22 protein-coding genes and 1 pseudogene are annotated in these 21,009 nt (G+C 72.9%); 9 read left to right on the top strand and 14 right to left on the bottom strand.

The genetic code is table 11. The annotated features are described in order from the left end of the window. Positions 1-103 precede the first annotated feature (103 nt). The 6 genes and pseudogenes from A949_RS0120090 to A949_RS0120065 all read left to right on the top strand — a co-directional run bounded on the left by A949_RS0120090 (position 104) and on the right by A949_RS0120065 (position 7,698). Entirely contained in the window at positions 104-1,435 is a 1,332-nt protein-coding gene (locus A949_RS0120090; protein WP_019357822.1) for a prenyltransferase/squalene oxidase repeat-containing protein, read from the top strand. Further along, positions 1,432-2,373 carry an SCO2322 family protein gene (locus A949_RS33990; protein WP_202803211.1) on the top strand — a complete coding sequence of 314 codons (942 nt, stop codon included), beginning with the start codon at positions 1,432-1,434 and terminating at the stop codon, positions 2,371-2,373. Before A949_RS0120090 ends, A949_RS33990 begins: the two co-directional genes overlap by 4 nt. A gap of 138 nt (positions 2,374-2,511) precedes the next feature. Next, positions 2,512-3,585: pseudogene (locus tag A949_RS0120080) on the top strand (CbiQ family ECF transporter T component); the annotation flags it as partial. A gap of 374 nt (positions 3,586-3,959) precedes the next feature. Further along, entirely contained in the window at positions 3,960-5,642 is a 1,683-nt protein-coding gene (locus tag A949_RS0120075) for an ABC transporter ATP-binding protein (RefSeq protein ID WP_019357819.1), read from the top strand. Beyond that, positions 5,639-6,613, top strand: a complete 975-nt coding sequence (locus tag A949_RS33985; RefSeq protein WP_019357818.1) for an ECF transporter S component — start codon at positions 5,639-5,641, stop codon at positions 6,611-6,613. Before A949_RS0120075 ends, A949_RS33985 begins: the two co-directional genes overlap by 4 nt. 491 nt (positions 6,614-7,104) lie before the next feature. Next, the gene (locus A949_RS0120065; RefSeq protein WP_019357817.1) at positions 7,105-7,698 is read left to right on the top strand and encodes a TetR/AcrR family transcriptional regulator; all 594 of its coding nucleotides are present in this window, start codon (positions 7,105-7,107) and stop codon (positions 7,696-7,698) included. Positions 7,699-7,785: 87 nt separating this feature from the next. Here the strand turns inward: A949_RS0120065 and A949_RS0120060 are convergent, their stop codons facing one another. Next, entirely contained in the window at positions 7,786-8,658 is an 873-nt protein-coding gene (locus A949_RS0120060; protein ID WP_019357816.1) for an AraC family transcriptional regulator, read from the bottom strand. 138 nt (positions 8,659-8,796) lie between these two features. Between A949_RS0120060 and A949_RS0120055 the strand changes: the two genes are divergently transcribed. Next, on the top strand, positions 8,797-9,207 hold the full coding sequence (locus A949_RS0120055; protein ID WP_019357815.1) for a DUF2000 domain-containing protein: 411 nt from the start codon (positions 8,797-8,799) through the stop codon (positions 9,205-9,207). Here the strand turns inward: A949_RS0120055 and A949_RS0120050 are convergent. Beyond that, on the bottom strand, positions 9,128-11,398 hold the full coding sequence (locus A949_RS0120050; RefSeq protein WP_019357814.1) for a bifunctional glycosyltransferase 87/phosphatase PAP2 family protein: 2,271 nt from the start codon (positions 11,396-11,398) through the stop codon (positions 9,128-9,130). The two genes, A949_RS0120055 and A949_RS0120050, sit on opposite strands and share 80 nt — an antisense overlap. Positions 11,399-11,766: 368 nt before the next feature. Beyond that, on the bottom strand, positions 11,767-12,744 hold the full coding sequence (locus A949_RS0120045; RefSeq protein ID WP_106428857.1) for a helix-turn-helix domain-containing protein: 978 nt from the start codon (positions 12,742-12,744) through the stop codon (positions 11,767-11,769). Between the two features lie 127 nt (positions 12,745-12,871). On the opposite strand from A949_RS0120045, the gene A949_RS0120040 reads away from it, so the two are divergent. Both A949_RS0120040 and A949_RS38205 read left to right on the top strand, forming a co-directional pair. After that, positions 12,872-13,168 carry a hypothetical protein gene (locus A949_RS0120040; protein ID WP_019357812.1) on the top strand — a complete coding sequence of 99 codons (297 nt, stop codon included), beginning with the start codon at positions 12,872-12,874 and terminating at the stop codon, positions 13,166-13,168. Beyond that, positions 13,165-13,314, top strand: coding sequence for a hypothetical protein (locus tag A949_RS38205; RefSeq protein ID WP_158687611.1), 150 nt, complete (start codon positions 13,165-13,167; stop codon positions 13,312-13,314). Before A949_RS0120040 ends, A949_RS38205 begins: the two co-directional genes overlap by 4 nt. Positions 13,315-13,629: 315 nt before the next feature. Here the strand turns inward: A949_RS38205 and A949_RS0120035 are convergent, their stop codons facing one another. From A949_RS0120035 to A949_RS33980, 11 genes are all read right to left on the bottom strand, one after another. Beyond that, the gene (locus A949_RS0120035) at positions 13,630-14,184 is read right to left on the bottom strand and encodes a hypothetical protein (RefSeq protein ID WP_051019569.1); all 555 of its coding nucleotides are present in this window, start codon (positions 14,182-14,184) and stop codon (positions 13,630-13,632) included. Positions 14,185-14,533: 349 nt separating this feature from the next. Beyond that, entirely contained in the window at positions 14,534-14,710 is a 177-nt protein-coding gene (locus tag A949_RS38200) for a hypothetical protein (protein WP_019357810.1), read from the bottom strand. A gap of 74 nt (positions 14,711-14,784) precedes the next feature. Further along, entirely contained in the window at positions 14,785-15,117 is a 333-nt protein-coding gene (locus A949_RS0120025; RefSeq protein ID WP_019357809.1) for a hypothetical protein, read from the bottom strand. Further along, a complete protein-coding gene (locus A949_RS0120020) occupies positions 15,110-15,922 on the bottom strand; it encodes a hypothetical protein (RefSeq protein WP_019357808.1) in 813 nt (270 codons plus the stop codon). The genes A949_RS0120025 and A949_RS0120020 overlap by 8 nt, the downstream gene beginning before the upstream one ends. A gap of 104 nt (positions 15,923-16,026) precedes the next feature. Then, positions 16,027-16,299 carry a hypothetical protein gene (locus A949_RS0120015; RefSeq protein WP_158687610.1) on the bottom strand — a complete coding sequence of 91 codons (273 nt, stop codon included), beginning with the start codon at positions 16,297-16,299 and terminating at the stop codon, positions 16,027-16,029. After that, positions 16,296-16,637, bottom strand: coding sequence for a hypothetical protein (locus A949_RS0120010; RefSeq protein WP_019357806.1), 342 nt, complete (start codon positions 16,635-16,637; stop codon positions 16,296-16,298). The genes A949_RS0120015 and A949_RS0120010 overlap by 4 nt, the downstream gene beginning before the upstream one ends. Beyond that, entirely contained in the window at positions 16,634-16,879 is a 246-nt protein-coding gene (locus tag A949_RS0120005) for a hypothetical protein (RefSeq protein WP_019357805.1), read from the bottom strand. Before A949_RS0120005 ends, A949_RS0120010 begins: the two co-directional genes overlap by 4 nt. A gap of 117 nt (positions 16,880-16,996) precedes the next feature. Then, complete coding sequence (locus A949_RS0120000; protein ID WP_019357804.1) at positions 16,997-17,545, bottom strand: hypothetical protein; 549 nt, start codon at positions 17,543-17,545, stop codon at positions 16,997-16,999. Beyond that, complete coding sequence (locus A949_RS38195) at positions 17,542-17,952, bottom strand: hypothetical protein (protein WP_158687609.1); 411 nt, start codon at positions 17,950-17,952, stop codon at positions 17,542-17,544. The genes A949_RS0120000 and A949_RS38195 overlap by 4 nt, the downstream gene beginning before the upstream one ends. Before the next feature lie 1,115 nt (positions 17,953-19,067). Then, entirely contained in the window at positions 19,068-19,322 is a 255-nt protein-coding gene (locus tag A949_RS0119995) for a hypothetical protein (protein WP_019357803.1), read from the bottom strand. Beyond that, a complete protein-coding gene (locus tag A949_RS33980) occupies positions 19,319-20,989 on the bottom strand; it encodes a recombinase family protein (RefSeq protein ID WP_019357802.1) in 1,671 nt (556 codons plus the stop codon). Before A949_RS33980 ends, A949_RS0119995 begins: the two co-directional genes overlap by 4 nt. Positions 20,990-21,009: the final 20 nt, after the last annotated feature.

Raw genomic sequence — 21,009 nt, 5'->3', positions numbered from 1 at the left:
CCGAGCCCGGTGCACCGTGGTGCGGGCCGCGCAGTCGCGGGCCCGCCCGGCGGGGCGGCCGTGCCCGGCTGCGGTCCGCTCCCGCCATCGAAAGGCATCCGCAATGTCACCGCGCCGCCGCCGCGCCACGGTCCTCACCGCCGCCACCGTGCTGAGCGCGGCCGCCGCACCCGTGGCATCCGCCGCCGCACCCGCCGCACCGGTCACGTCCGTCGCGGCGTCCCCGGCCCGGACCACGACGTCCGGGCTGCCGGAGGGGCTCTACGGAACGGCCGATCCCAAGTACGACGGAGTGTGGCGGCAGTCGATGGCGCTGCTCGCGCTGGACGGCGCGAAGGCCGTCCCCGCGCGGAAGGCCGTGGACTGGCTCACCGGCCAGCAGTGCGCCGACGGCTCGTTCGCCGCGTACCGCGCCGAACCCGGCAAGAAGTGCGACCCGGACGACACCCCGGCGGACATCAACGCGACCGCGCTCGCCGTCCAGGCGCTCGCCGCCGTGGGCGGCCGGAGCGACGCGGTGCGTGAGGGACTGGAGTGGCTGGCCTCGGTTCAGAACAAGGACGGCGGCTGGGGCTTCGGACCGCACGCCGACTCGGACGCCAACTCCACCTCGCTGGTCATCGGCGCGCTGCACGCCACGGGCCGGAACCCCGCCGAGACCACGGTGGAGGGCGGCGAATCGCCGTACGACGCGCTGCTGTCCTTCCAGCTCACCTGCGGCTCGAAGGGAATCGAGGACGCCCCGGGCGCGCAGGGCGCGTTCGCCTACCAGCCGGACAAGAAGGGGCGGCTCGCACCGAACAACGACGCCACGGCGGCCGCCGTCCTGGCCGCGCTGGGCGAGGGTGCGCTGCCCGAGCCGCCGGCCGAGGACGCCGGGAACACCCCGGTCACCCCGCTGAAGTGCGCTTCGGGCGCGGACCAGGAGAAGGGGAAGGGCGTCCCGGGCGGCCGCAAGGCAGCCGCGGGCGCCGGAGCCGCCCATCTGGCGGCGACGCTGAAGAAGAACGGCGGTCACTTCACCTCGGTGGCCCCGGGCTCCTCGGACGAGCAGCCCGACTACGCGAACACCGCGGACGCCGTCGTCGCACTGGCCGCGGGCGGACACCGGGACGCCGCCGCCACCTCGCTGTCCTGGCTGGCCGACAACCTCGACAAGTGGGACAAGTCGCGGAAGGACCCGGCCGCCATCGGTTCCCTGATGCTGGCCTCCCGTGCCACGGGCGGCGATCCCACCGAACTCGGCGGCACCGATCTGCTCTCCCGTCTCAACCGCACCGGCCCGAAGCCCGCCAAGATGCCCGAGGACGAAGCCGCCGAGCAGCAGGACTCCGGCGCCGGCATCCCCATCTGGGCCTTCGTGCTGATCGGCCTCGCCGTCGGCGCCGGATTCGGCATCCTGCTCAGCGGGCGCCGCAAGAGGCAGCAGCCGTGAGGGCCCGGATGCCCGCCGGGCGCGGCGGACCCGGCACGGCCGGCCGGAGCGGCACCGGGACCGGGACCGGACCGGGGGCCTGCCCGCACGACGGAACGGCCACGCACCGCGGGGCCGCCACGCACCGCGGGACGGTCACGCACCGCGGGACGGTCACGGGTGGGCCGGCGGCGGCGCGGAGCCGGGCGCCGAGGTGGGGCGCGACCGCGACGACCGCGCTCGCGGGCCTCGCGGCGCTCACGGGTCTCGTCCTGCTGCCGTCCCAGGAGGCGCACGCCTCGACCGCGCGGCAGCCCGCCGCCGAGTCGAGCGGCTACCGGTACTGGTCCTTCTGGCAGCGGGAGGAGGGCGGTTCCTGGTCGTACGCCACCGAGGGGCCGGCCACCCAGCGCCCCGAGGACGGGGACGTCCTGGGCTTCCGGTTCGCGCTGAGCGAGGACTCCGACCAGGCCGACAAGCCGCGCGGCGCCGTGCGTTTCGCCGCCGCCTGCGACGGGACGAAGACCGCGAAGGACAGCAAGCGGGTGGCCGTGCGGATCGACTTCGGGACCCGCGCCGACGCGCCCGGCGGCGAATCCGGGGACCCGCCCGCCGCCCGTACCGGCTGCGCCCGCATACCCGAGAACGGCACCGCGGCCGACGCCCTCGCCGAGGTGGCGTCCCCGCTGCGCTACAACTCCGACGCCCTGCTGTGCGCCATCGACGGCTACCCCGCGACGGGATGCGGCGAACAGGCGAAGGGCAGCGGCGGGAGCGGCCGGAGCGAGGACGGCGACGGCGACAGCTCGGCGGACACCGGGAGCCGCAGCGCGGACGGCGAAGCCGACGGCGGCCGGGGGGACGGCGCGTCGACCGCCGCGGGCGTCGCGGCGGGCGCGGCGGCCGTGGCGATCCTCGGCGCCGCGGCACTGTGGCAGGCCCGCCGCCGAAAGCGCTAGCCGATGCCCCGCTCCACATCCAGAGCACCGCTCTCCCGGGTGGCGTCCCCGCGGCGGACGGCGCGCCCAGCAGAGCGCGGGGCGGGACCGCGCCCAGCAGAGCGCGGGGCGGGTACCGGAGCGGTGACCCGCTCTCCGCTGCGAGCACCGCTCTCCACCCGTAGCACCGCCCTGCATCCGGGTGCGTGGTGGCTCTGGGCCCTGGGCCTGGCCACCGCCGCCTCCCGCACCAGCAATCCCCTCCTCCTCGGGCTGCTGACGGCGGTGGCCGGCTACGTCGTCGCGGCCCGCCGCACCGAAGCGCCCTGGGCCCGCTCCTACACCGCGTTCCTGAAGCTGGGCCTGCTGGTCCTCACCATCCGCCTCGTCTTCGCCTTCCTCCTCGGCTCCCCCATCCCCGGCAGCCATGTACTCGTCGAACTCCCGGAAGTGCCGCTGCCCGACTGGGCCCGCGGGGTACGGATCGGCGGACGGGTCACGGCGGAGGGCATGCTCTTCGCGCTGTACGACGGGCTCAAGCTGGCCACGCTCCTGGTCTGCGTCGGGGCCGCGAACGCGCTCGCCAACCCGGCGCGGCTGCTGAAATCCCTGCCTGGCGCCCTCTACGAGGCGGGCGTCGCGGTGGTGGTGGCCATGACGTTCGCCCCGCACCTGGTGGCCGACGTACGGCGGCTGCGCGCGGCTCGGCGGCTGCGCGGGCGGGACGACCGCGGGCTGCGCGGAGTGGCGCAGGTCGCGCTGCCGGTCCTGGAGGGCGCGTTGGAGCGCTCGGTCGCGCTCGCGGCGGCGATGGACGCGCGCGGCTACGGCCGGACGGCGCGCGTTCCGGCCGCGGTGCGCCGCACCACCACGGCGCTCACGCTCGGCGGACTGCTCGGCGTGTGCGCGGGTACCTACGGCCTGCTGGCCGCCGCGGGCGCCGGGTTCGGGCTGCCGCTGCTGCTGGCGGGCCTGGTCCTCGCGCTGGCCGGGCTGCGGCTCGGCGGCCGGCGGGCGGCCCGCACCCGGTACCGCCCCGACCGCTGGGGAGTCCGGGCCTGGCTGGTGTCGGCGTCCGGTGCCGCCGTCGCCGCGCTGCTGACCGCGGCGGCCGGTGCGCTGCCGGCTCCGCTGAACCCGCCGGCCGTTCCGCTGGCCGCGCCCCCGTTTCCGCTCTGGCCCGCCGCCGCCGTCCTGCTCGGCCTGCTGCCGGGCTTCCTCGCGCCCGCCCCGGCCCTCCCCGGTGACCGGACCGGTGACCGGTCCGGTCACCGGTCCGGCGGGGGCCGGGCATCCGCCGGCGTCCGCCGCGCACCCATGGCCGACGCGCACTCGGCCGCACCGGCCACCGAACACCCCGGAACAGCCGAAGCCGGGGACGACCGCGACAACAGCCGGAGCAACAGCGGCAGCGACCGCACCGGCGTCCGCCCCGACCGCACCGCCGACCGCAGTGCCGACCGCAGCACCGACCACAGCGCCGACCGCACCGCCGACGACGGCGGGCGCGGTCCGTACGAGCGGGCGGCAGGACCGTATGCGCGGTCGGGACCCGCCCGGATCCCGCGGGCGCTGCGGGACCGGCAGCACGACGAGGAGAGCACCCGGTGATCACCTTCGAGCAGGTCAGCGTCGTCCACGACGGCGCGGACGGCCCCGCCATCCCGGTGGTGGACGCCCACATACCCGAGGGCGAGCTGTGTCTGCTCGTCGGCCCCAGCGGGGCGGGCAAGTCCACCCTGCTGGGCACCGTCGCAGGTCTGGTCCCGCACTTCACCGGCGGCACCCTGCGGGGCCGGGTGACCGTGGCGGGCCGCGACACCCGGACCCACAAGCCGCGCGAACTCGCGGACGTCGTGGGCACGGTCGGCCAGGACCCGCTGGCCCACTTCGTCACCGACACGGTCGAGGACGAACTGGCCTACGGCATGGAGTCCCTCGGACTGCCGCCGGGAACCATGCGCCGCCGCGTCGAGGAGACCCTCGACCTGCTCGGTCTCAACGAACTGCGGGACCGCCCGATCGCCTCCCTCTCCGGTGGCCAGCAGCAGCGCGTGGCCATCGGCTCGGTCCTCACCCCGCATCCCCGGGTGCTCGTCCTCGACGAACCCACCTCGGCGCTGGATCCGCCCGCGGCCGAGGAGGTCCTGGCCGTGCTCCAGCGGCTCGTCCACGACCTGGGCACCACGGTGCTGATGGCCGAGCACCGGCTGGAGCGCGTGGTGCAGTACGCGGACCGGATGCTGCTGCTGGCGCCGGACGGCGAGCGGAGCCGGGCCGCGGACCCGGCGGCCCCGGACGCCCCCGGCGGCGGCGCCGACCCGCGGGGCACGGCCCGCATCGGCGATCCGGCCGCCCTGCTGGCGGTCTCCCCGGTGCGGCCCCCGGTGGTGGAGCTGGGCGAGCTGGCGGGCTGGGACCCGCTTCCGCTGTCGGTACGGGATGCCCGCCGCCGCGCGGACACACTGCGCCGGCGGCTGGCGGACCGGCCCGCGCCCGCCACCGCGCCCGCGGCGGCGGACTCCCCGGCGGCAGAGCCGCGACCGGTCGCCGAGGTCTCCCGGCTCGGCCTGGTCCGCGACCGCGTCACCGCCCTGCACGAGGTCTCCCTCACGCTGCACGCCGGGCGCACCACGGCGCTGATGGGACGCAACGGCGCGGGCAAGTCGACCCTGCTGAACACGCTGGTGGGAATGCACCGGCCCAGTTCCGGCCAGGTCTCCGTCGGCGGCCGGATCCCGCACCGTACGCGGCCCGCCGAACTGCTGCGGCACGTCGGCCTCGTCCCGCAGGAGCCGCGCGACCTGCTCTACGCGGAGACCGTCGGCCGCGAGTGCCGGACCGCGGACGCCGACGCGGACGCGGCGCCCGGCAGCTGCCGGGCGCTGGTCTCCCGGCTGCTTCCCGGAGTACCGGACAGCACACACCCCCGCGATCTGTCCGAGGGGCAGCGGCTGGCGCTGGCGCTGGCGATCGTGCTGACGGCCCGGCCACCGCTGCTGCTGCTGGACGAACCGACCCGGGGGCTGGACTACGCGGCCAAGTCCCGGCTGGTGGTGCTGCTGCGCGAGCTGGCGGCGCAGGGCCACGCGATCGTGCTCGCCACCCACGACGTCGAGCTGGTGGCGGAGCTGGCGCACCGCGTCGTCGTCCTCGCGCAGGGCGAGACCGTGGCGGACGGGCCCACCGACGAGGTCATCACGTCCTCGCCGGCCTACGCCCCGCAGGTCTCCAAGATCCTCGCGCCGCAGCCCTGGCTGACGGTCGGCCAGGTGCGGGAGGCGCTGTGAGCCGCCGTACCGGTACGCCGGGCACCGGGCGCGACGACCGGGCCGCAGGCGAGGGCCGGGCCACCCGCGAGGACCTGGCCGGCCCGTCCGGCCGGGCCGTGCGCGCGGTGCGGCTGGGCCCGCGGTCGGTGGTGGCGCTGGTGCTCACCAGCGCCACCGGTGTGGCGGCCTTCGCCTGGCCCCTGCTGGCCGACCGGGCGTCCGGGCTGGCGCACTCGCGGGACGCCCCCTGGCTGTTCGCGGCGCTGCTCCCGCTGCTGCTGGCGGTCGCCGTGGCGACCGTCTCCGAGACCGGGCTGGACGCCAAGGCCGTGGCGATGCTGGGCGTGCTGGCGGCGGCCGGTGCCGCGCTGCGGCCGCTGGGGGCGGGCACGGCCGGCCTGGAGCCGATGTTCTTCCTGATGGTGCTCTCCGGCCGGGTGCTGGGGCCGGGTTTCGGATTCGTGCTGGGTGCCGTCTCGATGTTCGCCGGGGCGCTGCTGACGGGCGGGGTGGGCCCCTGGATGCCCTTCCAGATGCTCACGATGGGCTGGGTGTCGATGGGCGCCGGGCTGCTCCCCGCACCGGCCACGCTGCGCGGCGGCCGGGAGCGGGTGCTGCTGGCCGGCTACGGCGCGGTGTCCGCACTGCTCTACGGGTTGATCATGAACCTGCAGGGCTGGCCCTACATCGCGGGCCTCGGCTCCGGCCTCTCGTTCGTGCCGGGTGACCCGCTGCCGGAGAACCTGGCCCGGTACGGGGCCTACGTGCTGGCCACCTCGCTCGGCTGGGACGTGCCCAGAGCGCTGCTGACCGTGGTGCTCACCCTGACCCTGGGGGGCACGGTGCTGCGCGCGCTGCGCCGGGCCACCCGGCGCGCCGCCTTCGAGGCGGCACCGGTGTTCGCGGAGCCGGCCCCGGACCTGGGCGAACCGGCGGGCGGCGCGGCCTCCGCGCCGCCGCCGGGATCCGGGGGATCATCGGCGGGGTGAGGTCCCGTGTTCCTGCCCGACCCCGACGGGCAGGAACACGGGTCTCAGGGCGAGCCCGCGGTCTGCGGAGGCTCGCGGCTCTGCTCCCGGCGGCGCGGCCCGCCGCCGCGGCCGGGACGTCCGGTGCGGTCGGCGAGGGGTGCCGGAGCCGGTCTCCGAACCGGGAGAGGTCCACGCGTGAGCGGCCCGCGCGCAGGACGGCCCCGCAGCGCACCGCTGCGCGGCGGGCGCTTCGGCGGCGGGTCGCGCAGGACGCTCGGCCCGGTCGCCGGTGCCGTGGTGCTCGGGCCGGCGACGACCGGGACCGTGTCCGGCCCGGTCCCCGCCGGCTCACCCGAGCGCGCCGCGTACCGCAGCGGGTGCTCGACCACGCCCGGGTCCCCCGTTCTCCCCGTTGACGGTCGGAGAACGCTCGTTCTCCGACCGGGCAAGACAGTATCGTAGAGAACGGCGGTTCTCAAGACGTGGGGAGATTGGGGAGAACGGGGAGTATGGACAGCGACGCCACGACCGAGGCGCGCATCCTCAGCGCGGCGGATGCGCTCTTCTACGCGCACGGCGTGCAATCCGTGGGCATGGACCGCGTCCGGGACGCCAGCGGCGTCTCGTTGAAGAAGATCTACAAGTGCTTCCCGTCCAAGGGCGCCCTGGTGGAGGCGTATCTGCGGCGCCGGGACAACTGGGCCAGGAACGCGCTGGAGGAGCGGGTGTCCCGGCACACCGACCCCGAGGAGCGGGTGCTGGCGGTCTTCGACTGGCTCTACGACTGGGTGGACGGACCGGACTTCCACGGCTGCGCGTTCATCAACGCCTTCGGCGAACTGGGCGCCGACTCCCAGGGGGTGGTCGACGCGGTCCGCGAGCACAAGAGCGCCGTCCGCGGCTATCTGCGGGGCCTGGCACACGAGACCGGAGCGGCGGAACCGGAGTGGCTCGCCTCGCAGTTGGCCGTACTGCTCGACGGCGCGATGAGCAACGCCTCCATCACCGACTCCCCGGCCCCGGCACAGCACGCGCGCTCCGCAGCGGAGACGCTGCTGCACATGGCGACCGCCCCGGCGCCCGCCGCGGACCCGGCCCGCTAGCCGCCGGCCGCACCAGGGCCCGGTGGCCGCCGGCCGCGCAACGGTTTCCCGCGGCCTCCGAAGCGGCCGCCAAGAGCTGCGGGTCGACTACCGACCGGTCCGCGGCACGCCCCCGGCCCGTGCGTAGGCGCCCGGCGTGACGCCGTAGACACGGACGAACCAGCGGTGCAGATGCGCCTGGTCCGCGAACCCGCAGACCGCGGCGGCCTCGGCCGCGGTGGCGCCCTCCGAGAGCATCCGCCGGGCGCCCCGCAGCCGCAGTTGCCGCTGGAAGTCGCTGGGCGGCATGCCCAGCTCCGCGCGGAAGGCACGGTAGAGGGCGAACCTGCTGCAGCCGGCGGACCGCGCCAGCAGCTCCGCCGGGACCTCCCGGTCCCAGCTCTCCGCCAGCAGTTCCCGGGCCCTGCGCACCGCCGCCGAACCGACGCGCGGGGCGGTCGTGCGGGCCGGGGTGCGCGCGCCGCGGCGCACCATCGCGACCACCGTCTCGGTGAGCCGCTCCTCGCGCACCAGTGCGCTCGCGGCGGGCCCGCCCGCCAGGGCGGCGTGCAGCCGCAGCAGCGCCGTCCGCAGCACCCGGTCGGTGCGCACCGGCTCGGGGAACAGCGGCATCGGGGCGTCCCGGCCGACGGCGTCGGTGAGGACGGAGCGCACCAGGTCGGGCCCCAGATGGACGATGCGGTAGGTGAAGCCGGCCGGTACCGCCGACTCGCCGTCGTGCGGATCGTCCGGGTTGAAGGCCATCACCATGCCCTCGGCGCTGGTGTGGTCCCCGCCGCGGCAGCGGAACCGCTGGGCTCCGGTCTCGGTCACCGCGAAGGAGTACGCGTCGTGGCTGTGCCGGTGGAAGACATGGCCGGTGAAGTGGGCCCGCATGGCCTCCAGCGGCCGGTCCGGCGCCCGCCAGTAGCGCACCCAGTCGCCGGGGGTCCCACCCGCCGGCCCGGAGCCCTCACCCATACCGCGGTCCTCCTGTACATCCCGCCTCGCGGCGCGTTCCCCCAGGTCACAGTCTGCCAGCCCGGCTGCCGGGCCGTCGCGCCACCGCCGCACCGGCGTTCAAGACGGCCGGGCCCGGAGGCATGCAGAGTCGGACGCATGCGTTTCGACACCAAGGCCGCCGTGCTGGTCCGTCCGGACCTCGCGGAGTGGCAGCAGCTCAATGTGACCGCGTTCCTGGCCAGCGGACTCGCAGGCGCCTCCGACGAGGTGATCGGCGAGCCCTACGAGGACGGCTCGGGCAACCGCTACCTGCCGCTGCTCCGCGAGCCCGTGCTGTGCTTCGCCGCCGACCGGGACGGACTCGCCGGGGCCCACCGGCGCGCGCTCTCCCGCGGGCTGGCGATCGCCGTCTACACCGACGAGATGTTCGCCACCGGAAACGACGCGGACAACCGCGCGGCCGTGCGGGCCGTCGAGGCGGAGAAGCTCAGTCTCGCCGGGCTGGCGCTCCACGGTCCGCGGAACTCGGTGGACCGGGCGGTGAAGGGGCTGAAGCTGCACCGCTGACCGCATCCGGGCCGGCCGGGCCGTCCGGGACGTTCGAGCCGTCCGGCGGGGCCGCGGGGCCGCCCCGCCCGCCGGGCGACCCGGCGGCCCGGTCGCACCCGGCGGCACCCCGGTCGGGGCCGTCGGCGGAGGTGCCGGCGGTCCGGTTCCCGGTCCGGTTCCCCGTGCCCCGTATCCGGGCGAGCCGGCGCTGGGCGTAGAAGCCCGCCGTCACCACGGCGACCCCGCCCACCGCGTCGAGCAGATAGTGGTTGGCGGTGGCCATCACCACGAAGGTGGTCAGCAGCGGATAGAGCGCGCCCAGCGCCCGCAGCCAGCGGTTCCGGGTGAGCAGGAAGACGACGATCGCGCACCACAGCGACCAGCCCACGTGCAGCGAAGGCATCGCCGCGTACTGGTTGGAGAGCTGGGTGAGCGCGCCGAAGTCCGGGTCGGACAGGTCCTGCGGGCCGTGCGCGGTGTCAATGTAGCCCAGCCCCGGCATCAGCCGCGGCGGAGCCAGCGGATACAGCCAGAAGCCCGCCAGCCCCAGCAGGGTGGCGAAGCTCAGCGCCGTGCGCGCCGCGCGGTACTGCGGCGCCCGGCGCACGTACAGAAAGCCCAGCAGGACGATCGGCACCAGGAAGTGGAACGTCGTGTAGTAGGTGTCCCCGGCCTCCCGCAGCCATTCCGTGCGCGCGGCCAGCTTGTTGAGGCCGTGCTCGACATCGAGGTGCAGGAACCGCTCGGCGGTCAGTATCTGGTGGCCGTGCCCCTCGGCGAGGGAGCGCGAGTCGGGCGCGTGGCCGCGGACGTAGGAGTAGGCCCAGTAGCCGACCCGGATGAGCAGCAGCTCCAGCATCAGATTGGGGCGGCTGAGCGGGCCCGAAGGCTGCGGCGCAGCCCAGGCCGGGGCCTCCCGCAGCAGGAACGGCACGACGCAGGACGCCAGCAGGGCCGCGAGCAGCACCGCGTTCTCGCCGAGCATGCCGAACGCGGCGATCTTGGGGACCAGCGCGCTGCCGTCCAGCGTCATCACCATCACCACGAAGACCGGCCACACCAGCCGGTCCCCGGTGCGTCGGCCGACGCGCCCCACGATCGCCAGCAGCACCCACAGCTGCTGGTGCTGCCACGCGGTCGGGGAGGCGGCCACGGCGGCGCAGCCCACCACGGCGGCGGCGAGCAGGAGCTGACCGTCCCGCGCGTAGCGCACCGCCCGGCGCAGTGCCAGCCATCCGACGGCGGGGACCAGCACCGCCAGCAGCGCCACCTCCGGCGCCCCGTGCAGTCCGGCGCGCAGCAGCGCTCCGTGCAGCGACTGGTTGGCGGTCGCGTCCGCGGCATCGCCCAGGCCGGCCCCCGCTACGTGGTGCACCCAATAGGTCCACGAGTCGTCCGGCATGGCCGCCCAGGCGGCCAGGGTGCAGATCAGGAACGTCCCGGCGCCCGAGACGGCGGCCCTGCGGCGCCCGGTGAGCCACAGCAGCGGGACGAAGAGCAGGGTGGCGGGCTGCAGCGCGCCGGCCACGCCGATGAGCACACCCTGCGCCTTCCCGGCGAGCGCCACCGCGGCCTGCCCGCGCGGGCCCGCGATCGGCCCGCCCGCCGGGCCGTGTCGCCGCCGGTCCGCGCCGCCCGCCAGCCAGCCGACGAGCACCAGCAGCACCGGCAGGATGCTGGTCTGCCCGAGGTGGAAGGTGTTGCGCACCGGGACCGAGAGGACCAGCAGGCTCAATGCGGCCGGGAGCGCGAAGAGCGCGGTGCGCCGCGAGACCGGTCCGGGCAGTGCCCGTGCGGCCACGGCGCCGACGGCGGCGACCAGCAGCAGGGTGCCGAACGTCCAGACCACGCCGAGCCCCTGTTCGGCGGCCCGGGTGAGGGGCTTGAGCGCCAGACCCGCGAACGGTGTCCCGGTGAACGCCGCGTCCCCGTCATAGAGGGAGCCGTGCACCCGCAGCACACCGTTGTCGCCGGTCCAGGCGAACAGGTCCACGAGGCGTTCGTCCCTGGGGAGCCGCAGCACGGCGGCCGCCTGCCGGACGGCCAGCGCCAGCGCCAGCAGCCACAGCCCGGCCAGCAGCATTCCCGCGCGGGAGAAGCCCAGCCGCCCCCACGGTCCGGGGAGCTTCCGCAACGGCCCGCCCCCGGACAGGTGCCGTTCACCGCCCCGGTCCGGCCCCTCGCCGTCCACCACCGTTTCCGCCGCCACGCCCCGCCGTCTCCGTCCTGTCCGCCGGTGTTCCGTCCGCGTTCCCCCGCGGACACCCGGATCCGCTCCACCCCCCGAGGGCGAGCCCTCAGGTTCAGACGCGAGAAACCTACTCGCTACCTGACATCTCCGCGCGCCCGGCCACCGGGACGGGGCCCCGCGCACGGGGCGGGCGAAGCCTGCGGGGCCGGGCCCCTCGGGAGCGCGGCGGCCCCGGGCGGTGAGCCGGCACGGGGCGGTGCGGCAGGATGGGCCCATGAGCATCGTCAAGATCAATGATGTCGTCAAGCTACGCACATGAGAAAGCCTCCCGGACCACACCCCAGGTACAGGGCAGGCACGGCGGCCGGGCCGACAGGCAGGAACCGTCAGCAGCGAGCCTCTGCCTGGGCCAGGGCGTCGCGGTGCTCCTTCGTCCACGGCGCCCTTTGCTGGTCGGCAGGCAGGCCCGCCAGTCCGGCCCTTATGTGGTCGGCAGCGTCCGCGTACGCCTTCAGGCCCAGGTTCGCCAGGCCCAGGTTCAGCCGCTGGAAGTTCGGAGTCAGCCAGTACGCCGTACCCGGCGGCTGGTCCTGGGCGGCGTCGGACAGGCCCATGGCTTCGTCCAGGAGCCGCCGCGCGGCGTCCGTCTGACCCAACTCACCCAGGCCCTGGGCCACTTGGGCGGCGTCCCCCATGCGCTGGGGAGCGCTGGCGCCCGGCGTGTAGTACGCGGCGGAGAACCAGCGAACCATGCCACGGGGGTTGCCTTGCTGACGCGCGATGTACCCCCGGAAGTTCAGGGCCTGGGCCGCCAGCGCACCGGAGCCCACTTCGTCGGCAAGGGCCTCCGCTTCGGTTAGCCGCTTCACGGCCTTCGCGTCCTGGCGCGTGGAGGCGTACAGCCACCCCGTGAACTGGACTGACTCCGCAGCGATTTCGGCCAGAGCGTCACGGTGCGGGCCCCGGGACTCCTTCAACAGGCCCAGAATCGTGGCTGTCTGAGCCTCCACGGGCCCGATGAGCGGGGAGGGGCCCAGGGTGTCGTCAAGCCTCCGCTGGACCGCCAGGACGTCGCCAAGGGCCTCCACGGCCCTGCCGTCGATGCGGGTCGGGTGAGCGATGGCGTGCGCGACGCGCTCCCCGCTGTCCTCCGCCAGACTGGCGGCCAGGCTCACCAGTTCCCCGCCAGCATCCAGGAGCCTGTCCAGGGCCTCTGCCAGTTGCGGCGAAGGGAGTTGCTTCCCGGCCAGGACACGCGACAGGTACGCATGGTCGTAGACCAGCTCCCGGGCGGCTGCGCGAATCGACATGCCCCGAGCCTTCAGCGCGGCACGCACGGTCTGACCAAATTCCCCGCCCGTCATGGTGACAGGGTACCCAGTCACCGCTCAGTCACCATCTGTCATCAGCGGAAAAGGGGAGGCTGGCTCGCACAGGCGCCCCGGCGACGCGGCGAACGTCCCGGGGCCGGCCGACTGCGAAGGAGTCGACATGAGCACACTACGGCGCCTGCCCTGGGACGGACCCGAGGGCAAGCCTGCCTACGTACCCGAGGGCGGGCACGGGGAGATCACCCGACTTGCCGACGCGACGGAAGCCAAGATCCTGACCATGGCCCGCGTGGACGTGAAGCGCGCCCGTTCCCTGGCCGAGGACGACAGTGTCAGTCCAGCGGAATTGCGCCTGGCCGTGTGGTACCTGGCCAGTGCCGTGGAGGAGGCTGTCAGGGTTGCCGACCTTCGCGGAGAGCGGCTGCCGGGCCTGGACAGCGAAGGGGCGATCCGATGACGTACCCACTGGAGACCCAGGCGTACCCGCCGTGTGAGTGTCCCCGCTGCCGACCGGCCCGGGAACGTGAAGCCCGGGAACTGGAGGCGGACCTGGCCAGACTGACCCGCCAGGCGGGCAGCGACGCGGACACCCCCGCTTCGTAGCCGGACAGCGTGACCAAACGACAGAAGCCTGACCGGACCCCGGACAAACCAGGGCGGTCAGGCTTCGCTCATGTCTGCTGCGGGACGGACAGTGCGGACGCAGTGTCGGACATCGTGCACGCCGTGTCGGACACCGTGAACTCAGGCTCCGGACAGGTTCCGCCTTGCGCGGATCTGCCCAGCTCAGAGGCGTCGGACAGGGCCTCGGACAAGCATTGCGCCTGGCGGCCACAGGGTCGACAGCGGGCATGCGAGCGGTCAGTGCGCGGCCAGGCGACGGCCAGCGTTCACGACGGAGCGGACAGCGGACAGACGTCAGTGACGTGCAAGTGCGTCGCGCCTCTCCGCCTCGTACTGAGCATCGAGAAGCTCGGCCGTGATACCCAACTTCGACATCATGGGGTCCAGGACCTTCTCATGGAGACGTTCCGCCGACTGCTCAAACAGCCGGTGGTCGGCCTTCAACGCCGCACACAATTCGGTGCGCCCGGCCACGGTGAGCATGTCGGGGACGCGCTCCCGCCAGAAGTGGTGGACCAAGTAGTTCCGGCGGTCCAGACACTTGGTGAGATCCGCGACGAGGTCCGGGAAGTTGCTCGTGTGAGGCTGGGCGCGCTTGACGAGCCTCCCCATCATATCCTTGAAGCCCTTCGCCCACGGATCGCGTATGAGCCGGGTTGCTTCTTCCTGCGCCTTGACGACCTGAGCGACAGCGAGGGTGTTGGCGAGTTCGTGTTCAAGGCAGTTGGCCCCATAGATGGCCAGCCCGAATAGGGCGTAGACGGTCTTCTCATCAGTCGCGGTGTCGTATCCGTCGTCGGGGTCTTCACGCCAGGCCGACTCCTGCCTGACCACATAGAGTTCATCCATGTGCACCAGTGTGTAGTCAACGACGGAGGTGCTCAATGTGAATTTCCAGAGCGTGAATGGTCCCAAAACCTCGCCTGCGCAGCGCGGTTGATGGTCTGGCTGCGTACGGTGGGTGGCCGGGGTCACGCCGAGGTCTTTGAACCGGGCGGACCTGACAGAGCCCTCCCCCGCGTTCAACGTCCCCTACCTCGAAGGGGTCACCCCCCCAGGGGGAGGGTCACGAAGCGTGAACGTCATCGCGTGTCAGGCATCGGTTCGGTGCCCTGGTCGCCAGCGCTGAGAGGCAGGCGGCAAGGCAGACGCGTGTGTGCTGTCGAGCCAGGCCACGGACCAGGCGCGGGTCAGGTGTTCACGACTCGCGGTCGTGGTTGCCCCAGCCATCCGGCCAGACACCATCAGCCGGGACGACCAGGCCAGTGCCCAGCCAGGTAGCGGCGGCAGCGTCCGCCACGTCGAACTCATCCCCTTCGCTGTAGTCCTGCCCGTTCACGGACAGGTGACGGGCGAGGGCCACGCGGACTCTCACAGGGGCCTCCTTCTAGGGGCCAGGGCCGGGGCCCAGAACCATCAAGTCCCAGGCCCCGTACGGGAAGTGGCGTGTCAGTGCAGGCGCCCCAGAAGGCCATCAAGTCGGCCCACTGCCTTCGCCTGGACGATCTCAGTGGAGGACATGGACTTCAGTTCCTCCCGCGTGAGCTGGACGTCAGGGAGCGGGGCGCTGTCGGCAGGTTGGCCGGGCGGCTCCGGGGCGCTGTCGTCGGCCTGGGCGGCGGCCTCTTGTGCCTGAGCCTGGTCCCGCTCGATCGTGTCCAGGACCTCGTTCGCGGTCGGGTTGCGCCCCATCAGGACGCCCAGACGGCCGGAGCGGCGGGCACCCATGATCTCTTCCGGAGACAGCGACGCCAGGTCAGCGCGGGAGAGCTGGTCAGGCACGGGTCGCCTCCTGGTCCACGGCGCCGGACGCGGCAGGCGCGTCGGCAGGGTCGGCCCACTCGACACCGGGCACGTTCGCGGAGCCAACCAGCGCGCGGGCCTGGGAGTAAGCCAGCTCCATCTCCTGGCCGTCACCGAAGCGGATCTTCACCAGGCGGTCCGCCGGAGCATCGGCCGATGCGTCGTCAGAGAGGCCAGCGGCGCGGAATGAGTCCATGACCTCCCGGACCTCTGCCAGGCCAGGCTCCGCGTTCGGGGCCATGCCGCTGGCCAGGGTCGGGACGCTGCCGCTGTCGCTGTCGCTGAAGTCAGGCGACCCAGAGCCCTGCCAGGCGCGCACGTACCGGCGGAAGGCGGTCGCACGACCGAAGGCGGCGCGGGCCTCCAGGAGGGCCCTGTGGGCGTCCTCGTACGCCTTCGCGGTGCTCTGGAGGCCAGCGGCAGCGACGGGGGCCAGGGCGTTGACGTGCTTCCGATACTCCCGGACCAGGGCCCGGTCCGCGACATTCACGGCCTTGACCAGTTCACGGAAGGCACCGATTACCCGGGGGCGCCGGTCGCGTGCGTCTACAAGGGCGGACTTGACCTTCATTGGGTCCTTGCCAGCGGCGACCGCTTCGGCAGCGGCCACGATGTCGCGGGCCTCGTAGGCGGCCTCCCACGACTCCGAGAGGAGCGGGGCGTGTTCGGCGTCGAAGTCAGACCAGCGGTCGTACGCGGCGTCCCGGTCCTCCAGGAGGGACCGGACCGACTCCGGGAGGAGGTCGGCGGGCGGAAGGGCGGTGATGGAAGGAGAGACGTTCACGGGAACTCCTTGCGTGAGAGGTGAGAGAGAGGGGCCAGGCAGCCTTGTGGCGCACTGGTGAGGCCCTCCTGGCCATCGGGGCCAGGAGGGGCGGGAGAGGATGACTACGGGGCGTCTGGCGGGTCCAGGAGGACCAGGCCAGCGATAGACCGGCTACCAGCGGCACGGCGCTTGACGTAGCCACGGGAGCGGAGGTGCGCGCCGAAGCGTCCGAGGGGCAGCGACGGGGAGCCGTCCGCTGCCAGGACGGCCAGAACCGCCCCGTACAGGTCCACTTCGAACTCCAAGCCGTGGCTGTCTTCGAAGGCAACCTGGGCCAGGGCCGCGTTCAGGCGCGCGAACGGCACCGGACCAGCGGGAAGCTTGGGCGTGCTCATCGGCGGGTCCGACGGGGGCGGCTGAGAGAACGGATCTCATCGCGAAGGGCCCGACGCGCGGCGAACGCCTCACGCTCAGCGCGCGTGTGTTGGCCCTTGATGCGGACGCCGTACGCGCGACCCTCACGCCCGCCAGGGTCCGTCTCGACCTTCAGGCCGACGTCCTTCAGGACCTGGACCAGCACGTCCATAGGGACGCGCACGCCGTGGTTCCGGCCAGCGACAGCGCCAACGACCTTGATGAGCTGACCCAGGTCCAGAATCTCGTCAGCCTCGGGGACCAGGAGATCCGTCAGAGCGTCGATGACAGCGGCGCGGATGTGGCCGGGGTTACTCACTGGCGGGCCTCCTTCGCTGCGTAGTGCTGTATCCGGCGAAGGTCCGCTTCCTTGGCACGCGTCTGGGCGTCCAGGAGCTTCGCCAGAACCTCCAGCGCGTCCAGGTCGACCTCTTCAGCGGCGGCCAGCTTCAAGGCCGTGCCCGTGAGCAGATCGCGGACCGTTTGGCGCTGAAGGGCGTCCAGGGACGGCGCACGGGGCGGCATGTCGGCGGGAGTTGTGGCGTAAAGCTGGTCAGTCATCGGGAACTCCTTCAAGGGGGCGTAGGCGCCTCTATGTGGGCGGCTGGGCACCCCGCAAGGCCGGACCCCGAAGGGCCCGACCAGGGGAGGGAGGCACGGCCTAGCCGCGCCTCGGAGTCAGCGCGTGATACGGCCGTCCTTCGCCATGCGGCGGATCAGGGCGTCTACGACCTGGCGCATGGTTGGCGCGCGGCCAGGGCAGCCATGTCCGGCAGCGACGGTCAGGCCCGCCCGGTAGCACGTGCGCCGGATGTCGGCTGGGAGCGCGTGGCAGTTGACGTCGTCGTTCGTGAACTCCCAGGGCTTCGGCGTGAAGGCCAGGGAGAACATGAAGAAGAGGTCCACCATGTGTGCGGCGTTCTGGGCCAGTTCCTCCGTGGAGGGCAGCGGAAGGGCCACGTCGTCAACGGCAGGCGCGACGGGTTCCGGGTCCGGCGCGGGACGACGCTTCGGCCGGTTGACGTCCTGGTCCATGACCGCCCCGATCAGGCGGCCCGTCGGACGGAAGCCCTGGACGCTGGCCTGTCGGATGGCAGCGACGCGGACCCGGTCGACGTCGACACGCTCCCCGTGAAGCCAGGCGCGCTGACCGGAGCCCCAGCCGAAGCCCTCCTTCGCCAGGGCGTCAGCAATGGACGTGACGGCGGTAGCGGTGTCGGTACTCACTTGGCAGCCTCCTTCTTCGCGGCACGGTTGGCTGCCACGCGACAACGGGCGGAACAGAATCGCTTCGGCCGGCCCGTCCCGGCGTACGGGATCTCAGCCGTGCATGTGGGGCCTTCGCAAACAGCGGAGTCTCGGATCTCGCGCCAGTAGTTGACCCGGTCGTCCTGGTGCTCCTCGGCGGCCTCCTGGACGTCGAAGCAGGCGTCACCGCGCTCGTTGTCCACGCCGTAGCGGCAGACGCGCTGACGGGCGTTCACGGGCGGGAAGGGCTGGCCGCACAGGCAGCAGTCACGAAGCGGCAGCGGCTTGCCGTACTGACGCAGACGGCAGGCGTCCGAACACCATTGGCGCTGGCGACCGGTCAGCGGCGTATCGCAACCGCCGCAGTGGGTTTCATACGTAGGCATGGTGGTGGGCCTCCTTGATCATGAAACGACGAAGGCCGACGCGGCAGGGGGAACGACAGGGAGGCGGGCCCACCACAGGCGCATCACTGCCGATCCTCCAGCCGCATCGGCCAGGGAGAGAGTTCGGACGTTGGTACCGGCCGTCCGGGGCCGGAGATCAGGGGAGCGCGCCAGCGTGGTGGGCCTACGCGCTGAAGGGAAGTTGGGGCCCTGGCAGGTAGGTACCGGCCAGGGCCTGACGCTGAGGCGCCACCATCGACACCCCCTGCGACGGCCTCCCTGGGTGTAACCCCAGGAAGCAGAATTGGGCTGTCCGGCCGCTTCACGCCCCCTGTCAGGTAGGGCGGAGCGGGCTGGACAGCCCAAGATCAAGCGGCGACCCGATGCCTGACAGGCGGTCGCGGAGGAGGAGCGCCGTAGCGCTCTTCTCTACTGTCCGGTGAGGACGTGAGATGGGTGCGCGGAGCGGCCTCTACCTATGTACAGGTGAGGACCTCCCCCGATTCGGCCCCGATCCGGGCTGGAGGCGTAGTGACGCTTGTCACGCGGTACTGAACGTCATGCGCGGGCCAGCGAGGCGACAGCGAAGGACGCTGGCGACGCGGGGGCAGGCGGGCGCTAACGCGGAGGCAGGCGGGGGCCTGGGTCGTGGTGGCGTTCACGAAGGAGGCGGAGGCCGTCAGGGGTCGCATGGGGCCTCTGGAGGGGGCTCGCTGGCCCTGGGGGTCAGGAGTGGCCCAGAGGGGCGCATACGGGCGCTGGCAGCCTCCTGGGCCGCACGGGGCCGTGGGCTGGCCGGAGGGCAGCGGAGGGGCGCGGAGGGCGGCTGAACTGGGCTGAGTTACGGAACCCAAGGGCCCACGATGTTCAGGGGGTAAGCCCCAAGAAGCTGAAGCCTGTAGGGGGAATAGGTAGTAGTAGTTTTTCTTCAAGTTACGTAACAAAAATAGAGTCTTTACGCTGTTTTCCCAGCTCAGCCAAGGTGCGGTCCCCTCCTCCACGCTGAAACGAAACGCGACGGCCCATCGCGTTGAACCTCCGCCGTGGCCCACGACACAGCGAAGGGGCCGACCGTCGGGCCGACCCCTCGTAAACGCTGGCAGCGGCAGCCTCCATCACCTGGGAGGAACCGCTTCCGGCACGCTCCCGCATGCGCCGCATGTACCGCGCGTGGCCATCAACTCCGGCGCCCCGCCCAGGGCCGCCAGGAGGGTCTCCAGACGCTCGATGCGGGACCGGATCACGGAGTTGTCCTCACCGCGCGCCAGGCGACGCCACAGGGCGCGGGACTGGCGCTGTAGCTCCAGGATCTCCATGTGGAGGTAGGCGCGCGCCTCGATCCTTTCGACGTCCAGGGCGTCAGCGTTCATCGCGTCGTCACCGGCGCCTGGGCCCAGACGATCCAGACCCGGTCCGCCGTGTTCGCGTTGCGGCCCCGCCCGATGGACTTCGTGACGCGGATCTGGTCCACGAACAGCGCGATGAAGTCGCGGCGCTCCTGGAGCGTCCAGCCGTCCCACGTCGACCCAGGGCCGACCGGGTCCATCTCCCCGTCCGTCCACTCCAGTGGGATGGAGATAGCGGCGGGCCCGGAGGCGTCCAGTTCGGCCACACGTGCCGCTGTGCGCTCCTCGTGAGCCGTCAGGCGGGTCACAGACTCCGTGAACATCTCCCGCCCCGTCTCACCCCCGTAGAGGCCGTCCTGGCGGTCCTGGTACAGGGTGCGCAAGGCGCCCCGGACGTGTTCCAACTCGGCGCGTGCTGCCGCCAATTCCGCCTGACGCTCGCTGGTGTCCCGCTGGGCAGCGAACCGGCGCGCTGCCTCGGACAGGAATTCCAGGTCCTCCGGGTCCGCCGGGTCCATGGCCTCCAGGCGTGACCAGACGTCGCGCGTCACGACGTCGTCAGCCGTCGCCATGTCGATGGCCAGGCCGCCATGCCCCGGGACCAGACCCGCGCTGGCACGGTTACAGCGGTACAGCCGCTTCCCGTTGCGCTGGTCCGTGACCATCACGGAGCCACACACATCACAGAAGAGGATTCCGGCCCCGGCCAAGAGGGAGGGGACGGACCGGCGGGAGTGCTTCACGACCAAGGTCCGGCCGTTCAAGACGTCCTGGAGGCGCCACCACTCGTCAGGGTTGACGATGGCTTCGTGGGCGGCCAGCGGGCGGCCTTCGTCGTCACGGAGGATGGCCCGCTTACCGGCCGTGCCCGGGGCGTCCTTCGTCTTCACTGTGCGGCCTTGCCATTCGATGGCGTACCCGGCCAGGCGCGGGTCACGGAGGACGCGAAGGACCGTGGTCGACGTCCAGGCGGGCGCATTCGCCGGCTCCGAGTGGGCGCGCTTCCGGCGGGCAGTCAGACGGTTCTCGTCCTTCGCGTTCTTCGTCGGAACCTCAACTTCGTTCAGGCGGCGCGCGATGGAGGCGGCAGAGACGCCCTCCGTCGCCCAGACCACCATCTGGCGGACGTGAACGGCCTCCGTGGAGTCAGGTACCAGGCGGACTACGTTCAGCTTCCCGCGCTGGACGCGCTCCGACGTGAACCCGTACGGGGCCATCCCGGACGTGTGGCCGCCAGCCTTGCGGATGCCCTCCTTCGTCGCCGTGATGTAAGCCGACTTCATGTCGGACTCTTGCTTCGCCAGAGCAGCGATGAGCCCGAAGATCGCGACGCCGACCGGGGTCGACGTGTCCAGGAACGGCTCCTCCACGCTGACCAGAAGGACGCCGTACTGGCGTAGCTCCTCCTCGATCTTCATCGCTTCGAAGGCGCCCTGGCGGGTCAGGCGGGACAGCGCGAAGACCACGACCGCGTCAACGTGTCCGGCCCGGACGGCGGCCATCATCTCTACGAACTCCGGGCGCTCCACGTTGGGGTCCCAGCCGCTCCGGCCGACGTCAGCGAAGGTGCCCGCCAGGTCCCAGCCCTTGGCAGTGATCAGGGCCTCGCACTTGTCCCGCTGCGCTTCAGGGGACGCCTGGGAGTCGTCCTCACGACGCTTTGACTGACGGATGTAGGAGACTGCGCGCACATGGTCCAGGTTAGGGGCCC

The organism is Streptomyces sp. AA1529, assembly GCF_000280905.1.
GTDB lineage: Bacteria > Actinomycetota > Actinomycetes > Streptomycetales > Streptomycetaceae > Streptomyces.
This window is presented reverse-complemented; position numbering and strand designations above follow the sequence as displayed.